The 16,841-nt window shown below is 58.2% G+C and carries 11 protein-coding genes and 2 pseudogenes; 6 read left to right on the top strand and 7 right to left on the bottom strand.

Features of this window, described 5'->3' with window-relative positions; translation table 11 throughout:
- The first annotated feature begins 94 nt into the window (after positions 1-94).
- Positions 95-1,606: a trimethylamine methyltransferase family protein gene (locus ACR0MO_RS07070; RefSeq protein ID WP_480890386.1), complete on the top strand. Its 1,512-nt coding sequence runs from the start codon at positions 95-97 to the stop codon at positions 1,604-1,606.
- Between the two features lie 42 nt (positions 1,607-1,648).
- Positions 1,649-4,117, top strand: coding sequence for a GcvT family protein (locus ACR0MO_RS07065; protein ID WP_480890383.1), 2,469 nt, complete (start codon positions 1,649-1,651; stop codon positions 4,115-4,117).
- A 108-nt stretch (positions 4,118-4,225) separates the two neighbouring features.
- On the opposite strand, the pseudogene ACR0MO_RS07060 reads toward ACR0MO_RS07065, so the two are convergent.
- Positions 4,226-5,140: pseudogene (locus ACR0MO_RS07060) on the bottom strand (ISNCY family transposase); the annotation flags it as partial.
- Positions 5,141-5,806: 666 nt separating this feature from the next.
- Here ACR0MO_RS07060 and ACR0MO_RS07055 point away from each other — a divergent pair.
- The 3 genes from ACR0MO_RS07055 to ACR0MO_RS07045 are packed head-to-tail and all read left to right on the top strand — an operon-like array spanning position 5,807 to position 8,716.
- Entirely contained in the window at positions 5,807-6,949 is a 1,143-nt protein-coding gene (locus ACR0MO_RS07055; RefSeq protein ID WP_480890381.1) for a transposase, read from the top strand.
- Complete coding sequence (locus ACR0MO_RS07050) at positions 6,927-7,781, top strand: TniB family NTP-binding protein (RefSeq protein ID WP_480890378.1); 855 nt, start codon at positions 6,927-6,929, stop codon at positions 7,779-7,781. The genes ACR0MO_RS07055 and ACR0MO_RS07050 overlap by 23 nt, the downstream gene beginning before the upstream one ends.
- A complete protein-coding gene (locus ACR0MO_RS07045; protein ID WP_480890377.1) occupies positions 7,781-8,716 on the top strand; it encodes a TniQ family protein in 936 nt (311 codons plus the stop codon). Before ACR0MO_RS07050 ends, ACR0MO_RS07045 begins: the two co-directional genes overlap by 1 nt.
- 88 nt (positions 8,717-8,804) lie before the next feature.
- Here ACR0MO_RS07045 and ACR0MO_RS07040 read toward each other — a convergent pair.
- The 3 genes and pseudogenes from ACR0MO_RS07040 to ACR0MO_RS07030 form a co-directional block, all read right to left on the bottom strand.
- A pseudogene (locus ACR0MO_RS07040) lies at positions 8,805-9,254 on the bottom strand (helix-turn-helix domain-containing protein); the annotation flags it as partial.
- 178 nt (positions 9,255-9,432) lie between these two features.
- Positions 9,433-10,185, bottom strand: coding sequence for a sulfotransferase-like domain-containing protein (locus ACR0MO_RS07035; protein WP_480890374.1), 753 nt, complete (start codon positions 10,183-10,185; stop codon positions 9,433-9,435).
- 2 nt (positions 10,186-10,187) lie between these two features.
- On the bottom strand, positions 10,188-11,114 hold the full coding sequence (locus ACR0MO_RS07030; protein WP_480890371.1) for a hypothetical protein: 927 nt from the start codon (positions 11,112-11,114) through the stop codon (positions 10,188-10,190).
- A 17-nt stretch (positions 11,115-11,131) separates the two neighbouring features.
- Between ACR0MO_RS07030 and ACR0MO_RS07025 the strand changes: the two genes are divergently transcribed.
- The gene (locus ACR0MO_RS07025; protein ID WP_480873311.1) at positions 11,132-12,031 is read left to right on the top strand and encodes a LysR family transcriptional regulator; all 900 of its coding nucleotides are present in this window, start codon (positions 11,132-11,134) and stop codon (positions 12,029-12,031) included.
- Positions 12,032-12,049: 18 nt separating this feature from the next.
- Here the strand turns inward: ACR0MO_RS07025 and ACR0MO_RS07020 are convergent, their stop codons facing one another.
- The 3 genes from ACR0MO_RS07020 to ACR0MO_RS07010 all read right to left on the bottom strand — a co-directional run bounded on the left by ACR0MO_RS07020 (position 12,050) and on the right by ACR0MO_RS07010 (position 16,583).
- Positions 12,050-12,883 (bottom strand): HTD2 family dehydratase, encoded by an 834-nt coding sequence (locus tag ACR0MO_RS07020; protein WP_480890369.1) that lies wholly within the window; start codon positions 12,881-12,883, stop codon positions 12,050-12,052.
- Positions 12,884-12,991: 108 nt separating this feature from the next.
- Complete coding sequence (locus tag ACR0MO_RS07015; RefSeq protein ID WP_170630525.1) at positions 12,992-14,095, bottom strand: mandelate racemase/muconate lactonizing enzyme family protein; 1,104 nt, start codon at positions 14,093-14,095, stop codon at positions 12,992-12,994.
- Between the two features lies 1 nt (position 14,096).
- On the bottom strand, positions 14,097-16,583 hold the full coding sequence (locus ACR0MO_RS07010; protein WP_480890366.1) for an FAD-dependent oxidoreductase: 2,487 nt from the start codon (positions 16,581-16,583) through the stop codon (positions 14,097-14,099).
- Between the last annotated feature and the right edge of the window lie 258 nt (positions 16,584-16,841).

Genomic DNA, 16,841 nt, shown 5'->3' with positions numbered 1-16,841 from the left:
AATTCAGCTTATGCAAAAGATCATTCTTTTCAACCGTCACAGACGGGCGTTTGCGCAGTATGACTATGCGCGAACAAGTCGATGAGGGTTTGCAATGGCACGGCGCGCACGGGGATCCAGACAACGACAGGACACGCAGACAGCGTCGCCGTTTATCCAACGGCAAGCACCGTATTACGACCTGCTGGACGAAGAGCAGGTTGCCCGGCTGGAGCAGCAAGTCGACTGGATCATTCAGGATGTCGGCATCGCCTTTCGCGACGACCCCGAGGCGCTGGAATTGTGGAAAAGGGAAGGGGCCCGGATCGAAGGCGATACCGTGCGTGCCCCGGCGGACTGGATCCGCAGCCTGTGCGCCAAGGCCCCGCGCGAGTTTACGCAACTGGCCCGCAATCCCGAACGCTCGGTTCGGATTGGCGGGCGCAATCAGGTCTTCGCGCCGATCTACGGCGCGCCGTTTGTGCGCGATTTGCACGGCGGTCGGCGTTATGGCGACATCAAGGCGTTTCAGGACCTTGTGCGTCTGACCTATATGCACCCGAACCTGCATCACGGCGGCTTTGTCACCTGCGAGCCCTGCGACGTGCCAGTCAGCAAGCGCCATCTGGACATGCTGCTGGCCCATATGACGCTGAGTGATAAACCCCATCTGGGCGCAATCACCGAGATGAGCCGCGCGCAAGACAGTGTCGATATGGCCGAGATTGTGTTCGGTGCCGATGTGATGGCCGAAAACTGCGTCATCATGGGGAATGTGAACACCAATTCTCCGCTGTTGGTCGACAAGGTGGTGACCGAGTCCGCGCGGGTTTACAGCAGCCGGGGGCAGGGCATGATCGTCGTGCCGTTCATCCTGTCGGGGGCGATGGGTCCGGTCTCGACCGCCGCCTCGGTCGCGCAGGCCATGGCAGAGGCGATGATGGTCTGTGCATACATTCAGCTTATCCGACCCGGCGCGCCCTTTGTTCTGGGCAACTTCCTGTCGTCGATGTCACTGAAATCCGGGGCGCCGACCTTTGGCATGCCCGAGCCGGTGATCTCGAACTATGCCATCGGCCAACTGGCCCGCCGCGCGGGTCTGCCGCTGCGCTGTGGTGGCTCGCTGACGGCATCCAAGATCGAGGACGCGCAGGCCGCCTATGAAAGCGCGGATTCGATGCATTCGACCATGCTGGCCGGGGCGAATTTTGTCCTGCACTCAGCCGGTTGGCTGGAAGGCGGCCTGTGCACTGGGTTTGAAAAGCTGATCATGGATGCGGACCGGTTGGGGTCTTATCAAAAGGTTCTCAGCCAAGGGCTGGATACCTCGGATGAGGCACTGGCCCGCGACGCCTATACCGAGGTCGGCCCCGGCGGTCATTTCCTGGGCTGCGGTCACACCATGCGCCACTATCAGAACGCCTTTTATGAACCCGCGCTGAGCCACAGCGAGAATGTCGAAAGCTGGGAGGATGAAGGAGCGAAAGACATGCGGACACGCGCTTATGACCGTTGGACCCAGATGCTGAAGGACTACGAAGCGCCGCCTATCGAAGAGGCCACGCGCGAAGCCCTGGAGGCGTTTGTGGCCAAACGCAAAGAAGCCCTTCCCGATGCCTGGTACTGATCGCCCCCTTGCCGCGACCCGGATGATGTAAGGAACACCCCCATGCCCGAGATTCAAAAAGACGAAACCGCCATCGGCAAACCGCTGCCGTCCCACGCCAAGGTTGTTGTAATTGGCGGCGGCGTTGTTGGCTGTTCGATCCTGTTTCACCTGGCCAAGTTTGGCTGGAAAGACGTTGTGCTTCTGGAACGGGACGAGCTGACCTCGGGCTCAAGCTGGCATGCGGCGGGGCAGATTCACACGATCAGTTCTGACCCGAATATCAGTCGCCTGCAAAGCTATACCATTGATCTTTATAAAGAGATTGAAGAAACATCGGGCCATTCGGTCGGCCTGCATATCACTGGCGGGTTCTACGCGGCCTCGACCAAGGAATGGTATGACTACCTGAAACGCGAACGCTCGAAAGCGCGCTATATGGGGCTGCATCAGGAATTCATCTCTCCGTCAGAATTGGCCGAACGGCACCCGCTGATCGATCCGAAACACTATTATGCGGCGCTATGGGATGATCAGGATGGTGATCTTGATCCGTCTGGGGCCACTTATGCTTTTGCCAAATCCGCCCGCGTGCATGGGGCGCAATATTTCACCCATTGCGGGGTGACGGCAATGTCTCAGCGACCCGACGGGTCTTGGGATCTGACCACGCCCAAAGGGCGGATCAACGCCGAGCATGTGGTCAATTGCGGCGGCCTTTGGGCGCGTGAGGTGGGGCATATGTCCGGCATCCATCTGCCGGTGCAGCCGATGGAACATCACTATCTGATCACTGAAAAAATCCCTCAGATCGCCGAGCGGATGGAAAGCATGGGTGAGGCCGGTCGCCTGCCTGCCGGGATCGATTATGAGGCCAACATCTATTTCCGGCAGGAACGGCAGGGGATGCTGCTGGGTACTTACGAGCCGAAATCGACCCCGTGGAAAGTGGGTGGCACACCATGGGATTTTGGTCACGAACTGCTGCAACCCGACCTCGACCGTATTGCTGACCGGCTGGAGATGTCATTCGAACGTATCCCCACGATCGGTCAGGCCGGGATCAAGGACATGATCAACGGTCCGTTCACTTTTGGCCCCGATGGCAACCCGATGATCGGACCGGTACCGGGGATGAAGAACTATTGGGTCGCGGTTGGCGTCATGGCGGGCTTTTGTCAGGGCGGGGGTGTCGGCCTGACCATGGCCGAGTGGATGATCGACGGCGAACCCTCGATCGACGTTTGGGCCATGGATGTGGCGCGGTTCGGCGAATTTGCGACGCCCGACTGGGGCACGGTCAAATCGTCCGAGAATTATGAGCGGCGGTTTGTGATGACCTTCCCCAACGAAACCTTGCCCAAGGGCCGGATGCAGAAAACCACCGCGCTTTATGACCGGCTGGTCGCCAAGGGCGCGCGGATGGGGCAGGGGTTCGGTCTGGAAAACGCGCTTTGGTTCGCAGATGGCCCCGAAGACGCCCATGAGGACCCGACATTCGAGCGCAATCGAAGCCACGACTATGTCGCGCGCGAGGTCAAGGCGGTGCAAGAGGCCGTGGGCGGGATTGAGATCGCCAACTTTGCCAAGCATGAATTCAAGGGCGCAGGCGCGCGTGCATATCTGGATCACGTACTGGCCGGATATGTGCCCAAACCGGGTCGCCTGACACTGACGCCGATGCTGACGCCCAAGGGCAAACTGTACGGAGATCTGACTGTCGCCTGTCTGGCCAAGGACCACTTTATCCTCTTCGGCTCGGGTGCAATGCAAGAGGCGCACCGCCGCTGGTTCGAAAAGGACCTGCCCGACGGTGTGACCTATGCCAATGTCTCGGACGACTGGCACGGCATCGCGCTGTCTGGTCCAAAATCCCGCGACTTGCTGGCGCGCCTGATGCGCGAGGATGTCTCGGCCGACGCGTTCAAATTCCGTGACCTGCGTCAGACCTTTGTGGCCGGGGTTCCGGTAATTCTGAGTCGCATCTCGTTCAGCGGCGAGTTGGGCTATGAAATCTACTGCAGACCACAATACCTGCTGCGTCTGGCTGAGGCCATAGAAGAGGCCGGGGCCGATCTGGGTTATCGCTGGTACGGCGCGCGGGCGCTGATGTCGATGCGGCTGGAAAAGGGCTGGGGCGTCTGGACCCTGGAATTCCGTCCCGATTTCAATGCGGTCGAAAGCGGAATGGACGCGTTTATCAACTGGAAGAAAGATTTCGTCGGTAAAAATGCGACTGAGGCGTCGCGTGCACAGGGCGTGAAGCAGAAACTCGTGACAATGACGATCGACGTGGACGGGATTGACGTTTCAAATGACGAGGCGATCCTGAAAGACGGCGCCGCTGTTGGATATGTCTCATCCGGCGGCTTTGCCCACCGGGTCGGGCGATCCATGGCGATGGGATATGTCGCGACCGAGCATGCCGCTCCGGGCACGGCGCTTCAGGTGGAAATTCTGGGTGAATTCTATGATGCCGAAGTTCTGGGCGGACCCATCTATGATGCAAACGGGGTCAACATGCGGGCGTAAATACCGATGTGCATTATGTTGCAACCCAGTAGAAATGTCACTTGGTCTGCAAAGTAGAAATGTCCCAGTTGCCGTGGAACGGTAGTGCAGCCTGACAGGATAGAGACCTCAAACATCGGAGCCCTGGCTGGCTGCGCGCTTCTCTTTCGCTGCTTTCGCAAGCCTTGAGTTCCAGCCGTTGTTGCGCCGACCTGTTGGGTTGTAGCGTGTGGCCTGAGTGCCGACGCGGTGCTTCTTCGGTGGTGCTTTATCCTGCTCTTGCTTGATGTGCTCCAGCACCGCGCTCAGTCGCTTGTTCCCGATGATTGCCGCGTGGCTCACGCGTTGATCTTTGTCGTACGCAGAGTAGGGCAGTGGAACGCCCTTTGAGCGGAATTCCAGCGTACCGTCCTGGTATTCATAGCTGTCCACATATTTGCCAACGAGGCCACGGGTGAGGTCGTTCTCTTCAAGCGTTATCCGCTTGCGGTCGTAGCGCAGCACCAAGTTCCTGTCGACGTAGCGCTCGTCGCGCCAGCACAGGATGTCCCGCAGACGGTCGGGCTCGACATTCAGGGCCCTGTGCAGATTGTCCGGTCGTCGCGGCGATTTGGCAAACCTGGCGTTGTAACGTTGCATGAATCCCGGCAGGAAAGTGTTTGCGGCTTCCATGTCCGAGATCCCAGCGAGCCGCAATTCCTTCACCAGCCGATCTTGTAGCGTGCGGTTGGCACGCTCGACACGGCCCTTGGCCTGGCTGCTGTTGGCGCAGAGGATCTCGATGTTCAACTCATTCAAAGGCCGGCCAAACTGGGTCATGCCATGGCCCGACTTTGCACCTTGCTGCGCTACCCGAAACACGGTGTGCTTGTCGGAATAGAAGGCAACAGGGCGACCATGATCAGCCAGGTAGCCATCAAGCGCTTCGAAATAGCTGAAAGTGCTTTCCGACTTCACGAACCGTAGCTGCATCAATGTGCTGGTCGCATCGTCGATGAAGACAAGCAGCGTGCAGGGCGGGGCGCGATCCTCGAACCAGCGGTGGTGTCACTGTGCCCTTAATTACTGGACGCTGGCTTAATAAAGTAGAGCAAAATCAGTGCTTGATTGTGCCTTTAATTTCTGGACTGTATCCTTAATTGTCGGACTGCGCCCTTATTTCCCGGACGGAGTGTCCTGTGGATAAATCGTGTGGGGATGATCTTGTCTAGTGAAGTAGAGAACCCAGAAGAAAGAGCGCTCGCGGTTGAACGGGCCAACACGTTGCGTCCAATAATGGAACTTGAGAAGGCGGGGCAAGATATAGGACCGCCGCTATTGGAAGCGGCCAACATGATGGGCGTTTCTAGAAGCACTGCATGGGACTTTTACCGTCGTCTCAAGACTAGTGATGGGCGCGCGAGCTCCTTGCTCCCCAAAAGACGCGGTCCAAAGCATGGCTCACGCCGCTTGGAACCGGATGTAGAGAGCATTATCGAGCGTGTGTTACGTCAACACTACCTTGTTCCTGAACCTCCAAGTTTTCTGAGGATTGTCAACGAGATCCGGGCGGAGTGCGCATCGAGAGGCTATCGGCCTCCCACTCGACGTACGATCAAATCGCGTGTCGACGCTATAGATCAACGCGAAGTGATGCGGAAACGAAGAGGCGCTAAGGCGGCGAGGCAAGCTTTCGAACCGAGGGTAGGGGGCTTGGACGTGGAGCGCCCCTTGGAAGTCGTCCAAATCGATCACACTCTGGCCGACATTATTCTCGTCGATAAATTCGAGCGTAAGCCATTGGGACGACCTTGGCTGACACTCGCAATCGATGTCGCGACCCGCGTTGTTCTGGGTGTGTATGTGAGTTTCGATACGCCGTCCGTTTTGTCCATCGGTTTGTGTCTGCATCATTGCGTGCGAACGAAGTCGATCCGCACGCCGGAGATACTGGAGAAGTTGTATTGGCCTGCCGCTGGGATTCCGCGAGCCGTTCATGTTGACAACGGGCAGGATTTCCGCAGCGACGCCTTCCAGTCGGCCTGTGCAGATTGGGGAATTTCAGTCGAGTACAGGCCACCGGGTCGGGCGCATTATGGTGGCCATATCGAACGTCTGATAGGGACGACCATGGGTGCAGTTCATGTACTTCCGGGAACAACGCAATCTTCCCCCCAGGACAAGGGGGAATACGATAGCTCCGGCAATGCAGCAATGACATTGGAGGAGTTCGAGGATTGGCTGCACCTGGAGATATGTCGCTATCACAACACCCGTCACGGGGGATTGGGGAGAGCGCCGTTGGCGGCTTGGGCAGACCTCGGTGGTGATGGCGCAGGCAGAAAGGTTGTCGATTCCGAGGCGTTTCGCATCAGCTTCCTTCCTTCAGAACGTCGGCAGCTCGCTCGAACCGGGATCAAACTGTTTTCTGTCGGCTATTGGAGCGACGCATTTGGCCCAATGATCGGCCGCGGCGTCGGGCAGGTTACTGTCAAGTACGACCCTCGTGATATGTCCCAGATTTGGGCTGTAAATGACCACGGACGGACCATAGTAGCGCGCTACAAGAACTTGTCGCGGCCACGGATTTCACTTTGGGAGTCGCGGCGTGCGCGCTCGATATTTCACGAACGCCAAGGCGGGCCGATCCCGGAGTCGATGCTGTTTCAGATTATTGAAGAACAAAGGCGCATCGCGCACGCGGCCAAGCAGAAAACCTTGGCGGTGCGGCTGAAAGGTGAACGTCAAGCGCGACTTCCTGACGACAAAACCAAACGTGATCCGTCCCGCGAGATGTTCGCGATCGATACCAGTAACCCGGATCTTCCTACCTACCCGATAGATGACATTTATGGAAACAAACGAAAGACTTGATCAGGTCCGCAGTGACCGGTGGATCGCATTTGATCGCGCAAATATTGTACTCAACAGGCTCACTTCTCTCATGGAGATGCCAAAACAGTCCCGGATGCCGGGTCTCATGGTTTACGGCAGTTCAGGGATTGGAAAGACCATGATCGCTAAGCGTATGGAAAGCCTGTACCCAACCCAATACGCGGCAGACATCGGTGTCACGCGAACACCCATCCTGTTGTTGCAGGCACCACCAGCGCCCGACGAGAGGCGCTTTTATCAGCACATTCTGGCGTCGATCGGGGCGCCTATGTGGGGACGGCACACCGTGTCCGAACTGGAGGTGCGCGCCCTCAGCCATTTGCGCGACATGGATCTGAAAATGATCATGATCGACGAGGTCCACAACTTGCTGGCGGGCAGTTATCGCGAGCAACGGCGTTTCCTGAATATGCTGCGGTTCCTCGCGAATGATCTTTGCGCATCTCTCGTCGTATTTGGTGTGAATGAAGCAGTCGACGCCATTCGCGGCGACGAACAACTGGCCCGACGTCTGGACGAGCATTTCTTGCCACTCTGGGAAGACGATATCGAATTCTCTCGTCTTATCCAGACGCTGATTGCTGCAATGCAATTGGAACGCGGATCCAGCCTCAGTGTGCATTCGCTTCGAACCATTCTGGGTGTGACAGGCGGTGTTACGTCGCGAGTATTCACGATGGTCAAGGCGCTTGCGATAGACGCTATCGAGACAGGCGAGGAGCGTATCACGGATGAGGCGGTTCAAGCCTGGCAACCAATCTGGGCAAAGCACAGCTGGAACATTCGAAGACAGCTCGTTCCAGCGTCCTAGTGACTATTCGTCCGCTGCCGAGGCGCCCACCGCCGCTACAAGACGAATTGTTGTCAAGTTGGGTCACCCGGCTTGCTGCGGCCAACTATTGCTCTGTTCCTGAATTGCTTGGCTATCTCGGGTTTTCGGGTGATAAGCCGCCGGAGACCAGTCACGATCTGCGAGGCGCAAATATTGAACGGTTCGGTGCTCTGACTCATCTGCCGTCGAGTGACATGCAGGCCATGTTGCTCGAGCGTCGCGCGGAATTTCCAGTCGAGTGTGTATCCTATTCAGACTTTCAGTACTGCCCGACGTGCGCGCGGATAGTGCCCGGCATCTCTCTGCATCATTGGCGCTACGCATGGTCTATGACGTGTAATTCCTGTGGTACTGGCTTATTACCTTTCGGCACGGCGCCAGGTGAAGAGTCCCAAGTTCCGGCACGGTTGGAAGTCCGAGCTTCAAAGGGCGCAGCGTGGTTGGAGCAACTGTATTTGCGCGGAAGTCAGCATGTTGGTCGGCAATTGAACTTGGCGCTACAGGTTGTACGGGTACTTGCACCAGAGCTTCGTCACGCGGGGCTTTGCTCTAAATCCCGCCATGACCGGTATGCTATGCTTGCTGCTGTTCATCTATTGATGACGCGACCATTGGTGGCCGTATCTATTGCGATGCGTCGTGATCCTGCCGCAGGAGAAAGGCTACGCATGGTATTCCCTGGTCAACGCAATTTATTCGATCAACTGGTTCACCTGTCATACAGTTCGCCGAGCTCGGCGAATGATGATCGCAGAATTCAGAAGGCCTGGATCCCGGCACGCAAATCCGGCAACACAACGAAACCCGATTTTCTGGCGGCTGCGAAAAAAGCAATCGAACAACTCGGGGTAAATGCGGACCGGGCGGAATTGCTCCGATGTGCTGATCTCACCCTTGAGAATAGCCGCCGCTAGCCTGTGGATATCCGAGAATTAAGGGCACAAAATCGGATCAAATGTCCCTGAATGTATCTGCGTCCAGTAATTAAGGGCACAATGACAGGTGGTCAGATCCGTCGATCTGGATGAGCTCGCCCAAGCATTCCCGGCGCAAGCGCGGCTGGTGGAACGTCCTGCGCTGTTTGCGAGATAACCAGATTCCGTCTGCCTGCATCCACTTGCGCAGCGTCTCGCGCGAGACGCTCAGATCATGATGTTCCAACAACATCTCAGCTGCCAGTGTCGGGCCAAAATCAGCGTATCGTTCTTTGACGAGTACCAGGGCAAACTCTCGAACGGCCGGATCAATACGATTGTTGGATCCACGGTCGCGCGCCTTGTGACGCAGCGCAGCCGGACCATCAGTCTGGAAAACCCTGAGCAAACGGTGAACTTGTCTGCGGCTCAAGTTAAGAACATTTGCGGCGGAAACCACCGTCATGCGGCCTTGGGAGACTTGGCTCAGCACTTCTATACGATTAAGCTCGCGTTCGCTCATGACAACCAATCCCACCGCCACACTCCAATCCTGCCTGCTCGACAGAGAAGTGTGACACTTCTACTTTGCTAATGTGGGACATTTTAACTTTGCTGCTTCACATTGAAACCCTATAAGCAAAGTTATGTTAATTATGTACGATCTCCTGTTAGGTCGAAAAACCCTCTTTCAGCCTAGCCGGTTGCATTATCCCTCAGACAGTTTCCGACACCCGGATCCGGTTGCGGAACAGATGGTCGTAATGCGGCTTCATGCGGCGGTGAACGCGGCGGACGCGATCCGGGGTGTTGGAAAGATCGACATATTTGCGTTCCTGCCGCACAAGGCCGGTCGATTTGGCGAGGTTTGCGTGGAAGGATCCTCCGTCCCACCAGCTATGCGCTGAAGGATCGCCTCCCGCCTCCCAGCTCAGCGCCTCTTCGATGAATGGGATCCCGACGGCTTCGCAGAAGGCCTGGGTCATTTCGTACGGGTTCTCCAGCACATCATCGCTGTCGATCACCGGCGGCGGCGTTCCGTTCAAGGCAGTCAGAAGATCGTAAAGCGCGCGTTGCTCGGGAAAGCCGACCTCTAACTCGTCGAAATCGGGCCATTTGTTATACATCGACGTGATCGTTTTGGCCGGGTCACGGATCAGGAAAGCATGGGTGAAATGAGACAGGAACTCAGCATCCCACATGTGGTTGATATAATGCGGGAAATCCTTGATGAAGACAGGGCCTTTCTCGGCGCGGGCCCTGACGTTCGTCCACACGCTTTCAAGGGTCAGGCCGGGCGTTGTTTTCTCACCTTCCTTGAACCGGGGCCACATGGGATCCTCGCCCTGATACCAGGCTTCGCCGAAAGGTTCATGCAGACAGTCCAGATCGCCGCGCTGACGCATCATCCATTCAAACGCGGTCGAGGTTGAGCGTGGGATGGCCCAAAGGGCGACGATTTTGTGCATGTTCAGCCTTTCAGTGATGAGAGCAATCGGCCCTGCTGCGTTTCCGGGGCAATGCCGAGTGTCTTGAAAATCCGCCAGTACAGCGCCGTGTCATGGCCGATGATCGGTTTGCCCAAACGGCTTTCCAGCGCGACCTCATAATGCACCGGGCGTTGTGCGATCCCGTCAGATGGGCGGCGATAGTTGCTCATCCCGTTGATCAGGTAGGCGTCCACATTCGGGGCCTGCTCTGCTGTGTAGTCGAAGGACTTCCACAACAGGTCTTCGTCAAAGCACCAGATGCAGTCGTCAACCGCGTCCTGACTTTCAAACCAACCCTGATCGAAGAAATTGCCCGCCCAGACCACATCAAACCCGGCTTCGCGCAGGAAGCCAACCGTGCCGGTATACCAGCTGTCGGGGTGGTAGCAGGCATTCAGCGCGACCTTTTCAACATTCAACTCACGTAACGCCTCGACCATGGCATAACCCGCCATGTGAAAGGGGGTCTGGTATGTGTCGCTGAGTTGCTCGCAATGTTGCCGGATGCCCTCGACACCCAGACCGCTGGCATGGACCCAGTTCGAGCCGACCTGACCGCAGACATCCGCACCGTTATTGGCCATGCATTCAACGAATTCTTCCAAAAGGCCAAAGTTCTTTTGCCGCTGATCCAGACGGTGCGCGTAATCCGGCACTTGCAGCATCCGGCCATGCACGCCCACGCTGCGCGGGGCCATGCGCAGAAAGTCCGAAGGTGCTGCGTCAAAGTCATGTGGCGGGGCGGTAAACCCCACCTGATGCGGGAACAGCTTGACCTTGGGGTTCTGCCATTTTGGGGGTTTTACATAGCTTTCCATGCGCCAGCCTTGTGCCGTTCCGAACCTGTGGTGGGTTTTCGGACCTTGCTGCCGCGCAGCCCGAAATGCCATTGCTTTGACGTGCAGCATTCAATATCAAAACTGATATGAGTCAGCGCAAATATAACCTGCCGTCGATCAACGCGATGATTGCGTTTGAGGCGGTGGCACGATTACAGGGTTTTGCGCGGGCCGCAGAAGAGCTGAGGACATCGCAGCCCGCGATCAGCCGACATATCCGAAATCTGGAAATCCGGTTCGGAACCACCTTGTTCGAGCGGCAAGGCGCGCGCGTTTCACTGACCAGAAAAGGCAGGGATTTTTATCATTCTGTCGCGCAGACGCTGGATAAAATGCAATCCGCTGTGAACAGCCTGGCGCGTCCGCAAAGCGAGGTGACAGTTGTGTGTTCCCATTCGGTATCGCATCTTCTGTTGATGCCGCGCTATGGCGCGTTGCGCAGGGCGTTGGGAAGCGGGTCCGAGCTGCGATTGCTGACAGCGGAATACAACCTATTGACCGCCGCCATTGATACCGGGGCCGATATCGTCTTTGAATACGCTTCGGCCACTCCGGACGCGCCGCATGTGGTTTTGTGCGAGGAAGAGATCAAGCCAGTCGGCACGCCCGCCATCGTTGAACAGGCTGTTGCCGCCCTTGCGGGCAAGGCCAAGCCCCCTCCTCTGCTCAGGTTGCAGAAAGAGAATTTCGGATGGATGGACTGGCCCGACTGGGTGAATGTGCATCCCGCCTATGCCGGGTGGCCGATTGCCGAAGAGTTTGACAGCTATGTCTACCTGCTGGAAGCCGCTGCCGCAGGGCAAGGTTTGGGCCTTGGCTGGCGCAGCTTTGTGGATTCGTACCTGACCCGGGGCGCCTTGGTCGAGATGCCGGTCGACTGGCATTCAAACAAAACCAAGTTCTTCGCGCGCCTGACTCGGTTCGGCCAACAGAACCCGGTTGCGCATAAGTGCCTGTCCTTGCTGGAGCATCTGGATCAGCGCTGACAGGGTTTGGGCAACGGATCAGAATGTCGCCTTGGCGTCCATCGCTTTGACACCGTCCTGACGCCGCGCCCAAAGCTGGATATCTTTGCCGGTTCTGTTGCCCTCGATATTAAACGGGACCATGCCCGCAATCGGCGACAGCCCACGAAACGCGAAGGTTTTTGGCGATTTGCCTATTGTCCGGCAGGCCAGATCGACAAGAAGCGTGGCGGTCAGTGGGCCGTGGAAAACCAACCCGTCGTACCCTTCGACCGACCTAGCATAATCAACGTCATAGTGAATGCGGTGGCCATTGAACGTCAGCGCCGAGTAGCGAAACAGCATGACCTGAGACGGCGCCACATGCTCAGAGATTTGCGCATCCGTGGGTGCCACGGGCGGGATCGGCTGTGGCGCATCGGGATGTGGGTCTTCGCGATAGACGATGTCATGTTCTTCGGTCAGGGCGAGGGTGCCATCCTCAAGCATCAGCTCGTGCAGGACGGTTACAAAGCAAAGCGGGCCGCTGCGACCGGTCTTTTCCACGACGCTTTTGATGGTCGAGCGTTTTTCGACCCACACCCCCATAGGCAACGGGTTGTGAAAGACAAATCGCCCTCCGGCCCACATGCGTCGGGGCAGCGACACGGGGGGTAGAAAACCACCTTTCTTTGGGTGGCCATCGCGCCCCAGGCCATCTATCAGCTGCGCCTCAAGGAAATAAAGCCAGTGCCACAGCGGCGGCAGCGGGTCGCCGACCTGAAGGCTGGGGGTCCGCCCCAGAGTCGCCTGCATGAAGCGCGCAGGCTCGGGCCGCAGAACGTCCCTGTGGGTCTCGGTTCGTCCGATCCAACTGTCGAGGGGCTTGGACATGGTGAGTTCGCCTGCAATTGCCAGGGCACTTGTGCCGCTGGCGCAGCGTAGGATCGACCGGTGCCAGGGGCAAGGCGGCAGCCCGGTGAACTGGGGCTGCCACTCAGGTTAGTCGATGATCGTGACCGGCTGGCCAAGCGCGTCCGCATCAGGTGTGACGCCAAGCCCCGGCCCTTCGGGCGGGGCGATACGGCCGTTTTCACGCACCGGGCCATCCGGTGCCAGACGCGGGCCGACATAGTGGCTCAGGTCGCAGGTGTTCATGATGCCGCGCGCCGGTGTCGATGCCGCCAGATGCAGCAGCGCCGCCGTGGTGATGTCACTGCCCCATGTATCCTCGACGCACATCCGGGTGCCCAGGGTCAGGCACAGATCGCGGATTTGCCGCATCGCCGACAGGCCACCCATCTTGGACAGTTTCAACGCTGCGGCCTGCATACAACCGGCCTGATGCGCCTCGATCACCGAGGCGATGTCATGGGCGTTCTCGTCGATCTTCATCGGCAGACCGGTGGTGCGCTGGACATGGGCGCATTCCTGCAAGGTGGTGCAGGGTTGTTCCAGCATCACGTCCAGATGCGCAGCGGCGCGTCCCACACGGATCGCCGACAGCGCATCGCTGCCGCAGTTCCAATCGCCATAGACCAGGGGCCCTGCCCCAACGGCCTTGCGCACCTTGGCCAGACGTTCGACATCCATCTGCCAGTCATTGTCGGCGCCCAGCTTGACCTGAAACTGGCGCATGCCCTTGTCATAGGCATCCCGCGCCATGCGGGCCATTTCGTCCGGCGCGACGCAGGTGATCGAGTGATAAAGGGGCATGTCCTTGACCTGCCGCCCACCCAACAGGCGATGCAGCGGCAAGCCCGCCGCCTGCGCCGTCAAATCCCAAAGGGCTGTATCAAGGGCGGATTTGGCATAACCGTGGCCCTGAAGATACGAGTTCAGTTTTTCCATCAGTGTTTCAGGGCCAACCGGGTCGGCCCCGATCAGAACCGGGGCCAGTTCCATTACCGCAGGCACCACGCCCTTGGCGTAGGCAGGCAGGTAGTGGGGAATGGGGCAGACCTCACCCCATCCTTGCAGCCCGGTATCGGTGTCGATCCGCACCACCACCGAGGTGGTGGTGTCGCAGGTTTTTCCGTCTGCCATGTAGTAGGTCTCATGGCTGGTCAGGGGGACTTCCCACAGCGCGATGCGCGTGATCTTCACGTCAGGCTTCCTCTACTTGTTCAAGCTGTGGGGCGTCGGTGCGCGGCAGCAGGCTGGCTGGGTCATAGGCCGGCTCACCCAGAATACGCCCTTTGCGCGGCTTGCCCGCTATGATGACTTCGATCTCGGTGCCGGGCACATGCGCGTGCGGTTTGATATAGGCAAAGGCCAGGATTTTACCGACCGTATGGCCATAAGCGACCGAGGCCGTTGCGCCGACGATTTCGCCATTTACAACAACGGCTTCGCCGCCATGGCCGTCTTCGACCCCGTCCGGTTCGATCTCCAGATAGGCGCAGATCCACGGCATTTCGCCCGTCTCGGCCTGTTGCGCGCTGACACGGGTGGCCTCGACGCCCAGATAGTCTTTGTCCAGCTTCATGAAGCGGCCCACATTGGCCTCGGGCAGCGTGACCTCATTGGTCAATTCGCCCGCACCGGGGAAGGCTTTTTCCATCCGCATCGCGTTCATCGCGAAGGACCCGTAATTGACGATGCCAGAGGGCGCACCTGCGGCCCAGAGCGCGGAATAGACGTCAACGCAGGCCGCGTCAGGCATGTGCAGCTCCCAACCCAACTCACCCGCGTAGGACATCCGGAACGCCCAGACCTTGTGGCCTGCAACGGTGATTTCCTGTGCCGACAGCCAGCGGAACCCTGCATTCGACAGATCCGCATCGGTGCATTGCGCCAGAACATCCCGCGATTTCGGGCCGTTCAGCGACAGGGCCGACCATCCGGCGGACAGCGCCGTGATGATTACATCCTCATCGGCGCGGTTGTGGTTCAGGTGGTCCAGCAGGCGCTGTTCGAAGAAGGCGGCGCAGACCAGATAGAACCGGTCATCCGCCATGCGCACCAGCGTGGTCTCCAACTCGACCCGACCCCGACGGTTCAGCATATGGGTCAGCGTGATCGAGCCGGTTTTCTGCGGCATCTTGTTGGCGGTCAGACGGTCCAACAATGCGTATGCGTCCCGGCCCGAAACCTCGACCTTGGTAAAGGCGGTGACATCCATGATGCCGACGCCTTGGCGCACGGCTTTGACCTCGGCGCCTACCACATCATGCACCACATTGCGGCGGAAGCTGTAGTGGTCGCGCTGCTCGACGCCGTCCGGCGCAAACCAGCGGGGGCGCTCGAACCCGTAAACCTCTTCATAAACCGCGCCTTTGTCTTTGAGGATCTCATAGAGCGGTGACGGCTTGATCGGGCGACCTTCCAGTCGGTTGAAATGCGGGAAGGGAATCTCGTGGCGCAGTTTGTAATCCTCATGCGCTTTGATGACCTGCCAGTCCTTTTTGGCATAGCTGCCAAAGCGGCGGGGGTCGTAATCGCGCATCGAGATATCGGCGGCACCCCGCACCATCCACTTGGCCAGTTCGCGCGTCAGGCCGGGGCCCCAGCCGATCCCGATCTGAGTGCCGCAACAACACCAATAGTTCTTGACGCCCGGAGCAGGCCCAACCATCGGGTTGCCATCCGGCGGGTGGCTGATGGCGCCGTGAACCTCACGGGTGATGCCCAGTTCCGCAAAGATCGGCATGCGTTCCAGAGAATTCTCCAGCCATGGCATGACACGGTCATAATCGGCCTCGAACAGCCAGTTCTCGTATTCCCATGGGCATTCGTCATGCCAGACCGAGTTTGAGTTCTCTTTCTCGTAAATCCCGATCAGGCCCTTTTTCTGCTCCATCCGGATATAGCCCGAGACCATCTTGTCGTCGCGGATCACGGGCAGCTCGGTGTCCAGATCCCGAAACTCGGGCACATTCTCGGTCACGAAATAATGGTGCGTCATCGAGGTCATCGGCAGTTGCAGGCCCGACCATTCGCCCATCTGGCGCGCGTAGGTGCCACCGGCATTGACCACATGCTCGCAAATGATTGTGCCCTTTTCGGTTTCAACCACCCATTCGCCCGCGTCGTCTTGGGTGATGTTGGTGGCGCGGCAATGGCGAAAGATCTTCACTCCTTTCTGACGCGCGCCGGTGGCCATTGCCATGGTCACGTTCGACGGGTCCACATGGCCATCATCCGGGGTGTAAAGCGCGCCCAGAACGCCTTCCAGATTATAGAACGGGTGCTTTTCTGCGATGAAGTCCGGCCCGACCAGTTCAATATTGAAGCCCAGCGAACGGCCGACGGACAGGGTGTGGCGCAACCAGTCCATCTCATCCTCGGTATAGGCCAGCCGGAACGATCCGCAGCCGTGCCAGGTAACCGCCTGCCCTGTCTCTTCCTCAAGCGTCTTGGAATAAAGGCCGATGTTGTAATCGACCATCCGCCCCAGCCCGTAAGAGCTGGTGGAATGGGTGATCTGCCCGGCTGCGTGCCATGTCGACCCGCTGGTCAGTTCGGCCTTTTCCAGCAGGACGGTGTCGTCCCCCCAGCCTTCATGCCCCAGATGATAGGCCAGGCCGCAACCCATGACGCCGCCGCCAACAATGACGACCTTTGCACGCTGCGGCAGTTCTTTTTTGGACATCGCAAAATTCCTGTTCGAGAGTCGCAGATTTCTGTGGATTTGATATTCAAACAAATGTACCACGGTCAATGATAAATGATACAAATGATCGAGAAACGGATCGGAATGGAACAAATGCGTGAATCGGCCCGCGACGAGAACGGTTTGTCGCTGGTATCGGATTCGCTGTCGCCCAAGGCACGCAAGGCCGTTGTGTTTTGTGCTGACACTGGGATTGTTCGGACCTTTTGCGATCACCCCCAGCACCCTGGCTTCTAG

It is taken from the genome of Ruegeria sp. K5 (genome assembly GCF_056531805.1).
The sequence above is the reverse complement of the archived record's forward strand: the minus strand, read 5'-3'. Positions and strand labels throughout refer to the sequence as shown.

Bases quoted from the DNA above. Each gene is read 5' to 3' on its own strand.
- ACR0MO_RS07035 (WP_480890374.1), bottom strand. From the start codon at position 10,185: ATGCACAAAATCGTCGCCCTTTGGGCCATCCCACGCTCAACCTCGACC.
- ACR0MO_RS07070 (WP_480890386.1), top strand. From the start codon at position 95: ATGGCACGGCGCGCACGGGGATCCAGACAACGACAGGACACGCAGACA.
- ACR0MO_RS07030 (WP_480890371.1), bottom strand. From the start codon at position 11,114: ATGCTGCACGTCAAAGCAATGGCATTTCGGGCTGCGCGGCAGCAAGGT.
- ACR0MO_RS07050 (WP_480890378.1), top strand. From the start codon at position 6,927: ATGGAAACAAACGAAAGACTTGATCAGGTCCGCAGTGACCGGTGGATC.
- ACR0MO_RS07020 (WP_480890369.1), bottom strand. From the start codon at position 12,883: ATGTCCAAGCCCCTCGACAGTTGGATCGGACGAACCGAGACCCACAGG.
- ACR0MO_RS07065 (WP_480890383.1), top strand. From the start codon at position 1,649: ATGCCCGAGATTCAAAAAGACGAAACCGCCATCGGCAAACCGCTGCCG.
- ACR0MO_RS07010 (WP_480890366.1), bottom strand. From the start codon at position 16,583: ATGTCCAAAAAAGAACTGCCGCAGCGTGCAAAGGTCGTCATTGTTGGC.
- ACR0MO_RS07025 (WP_480873311.1), top strand. From the start codon at position 11,132: ATGAGTCAGCGCAAATATAACCTGCCGTCGATCAACGCGATGATTGCG.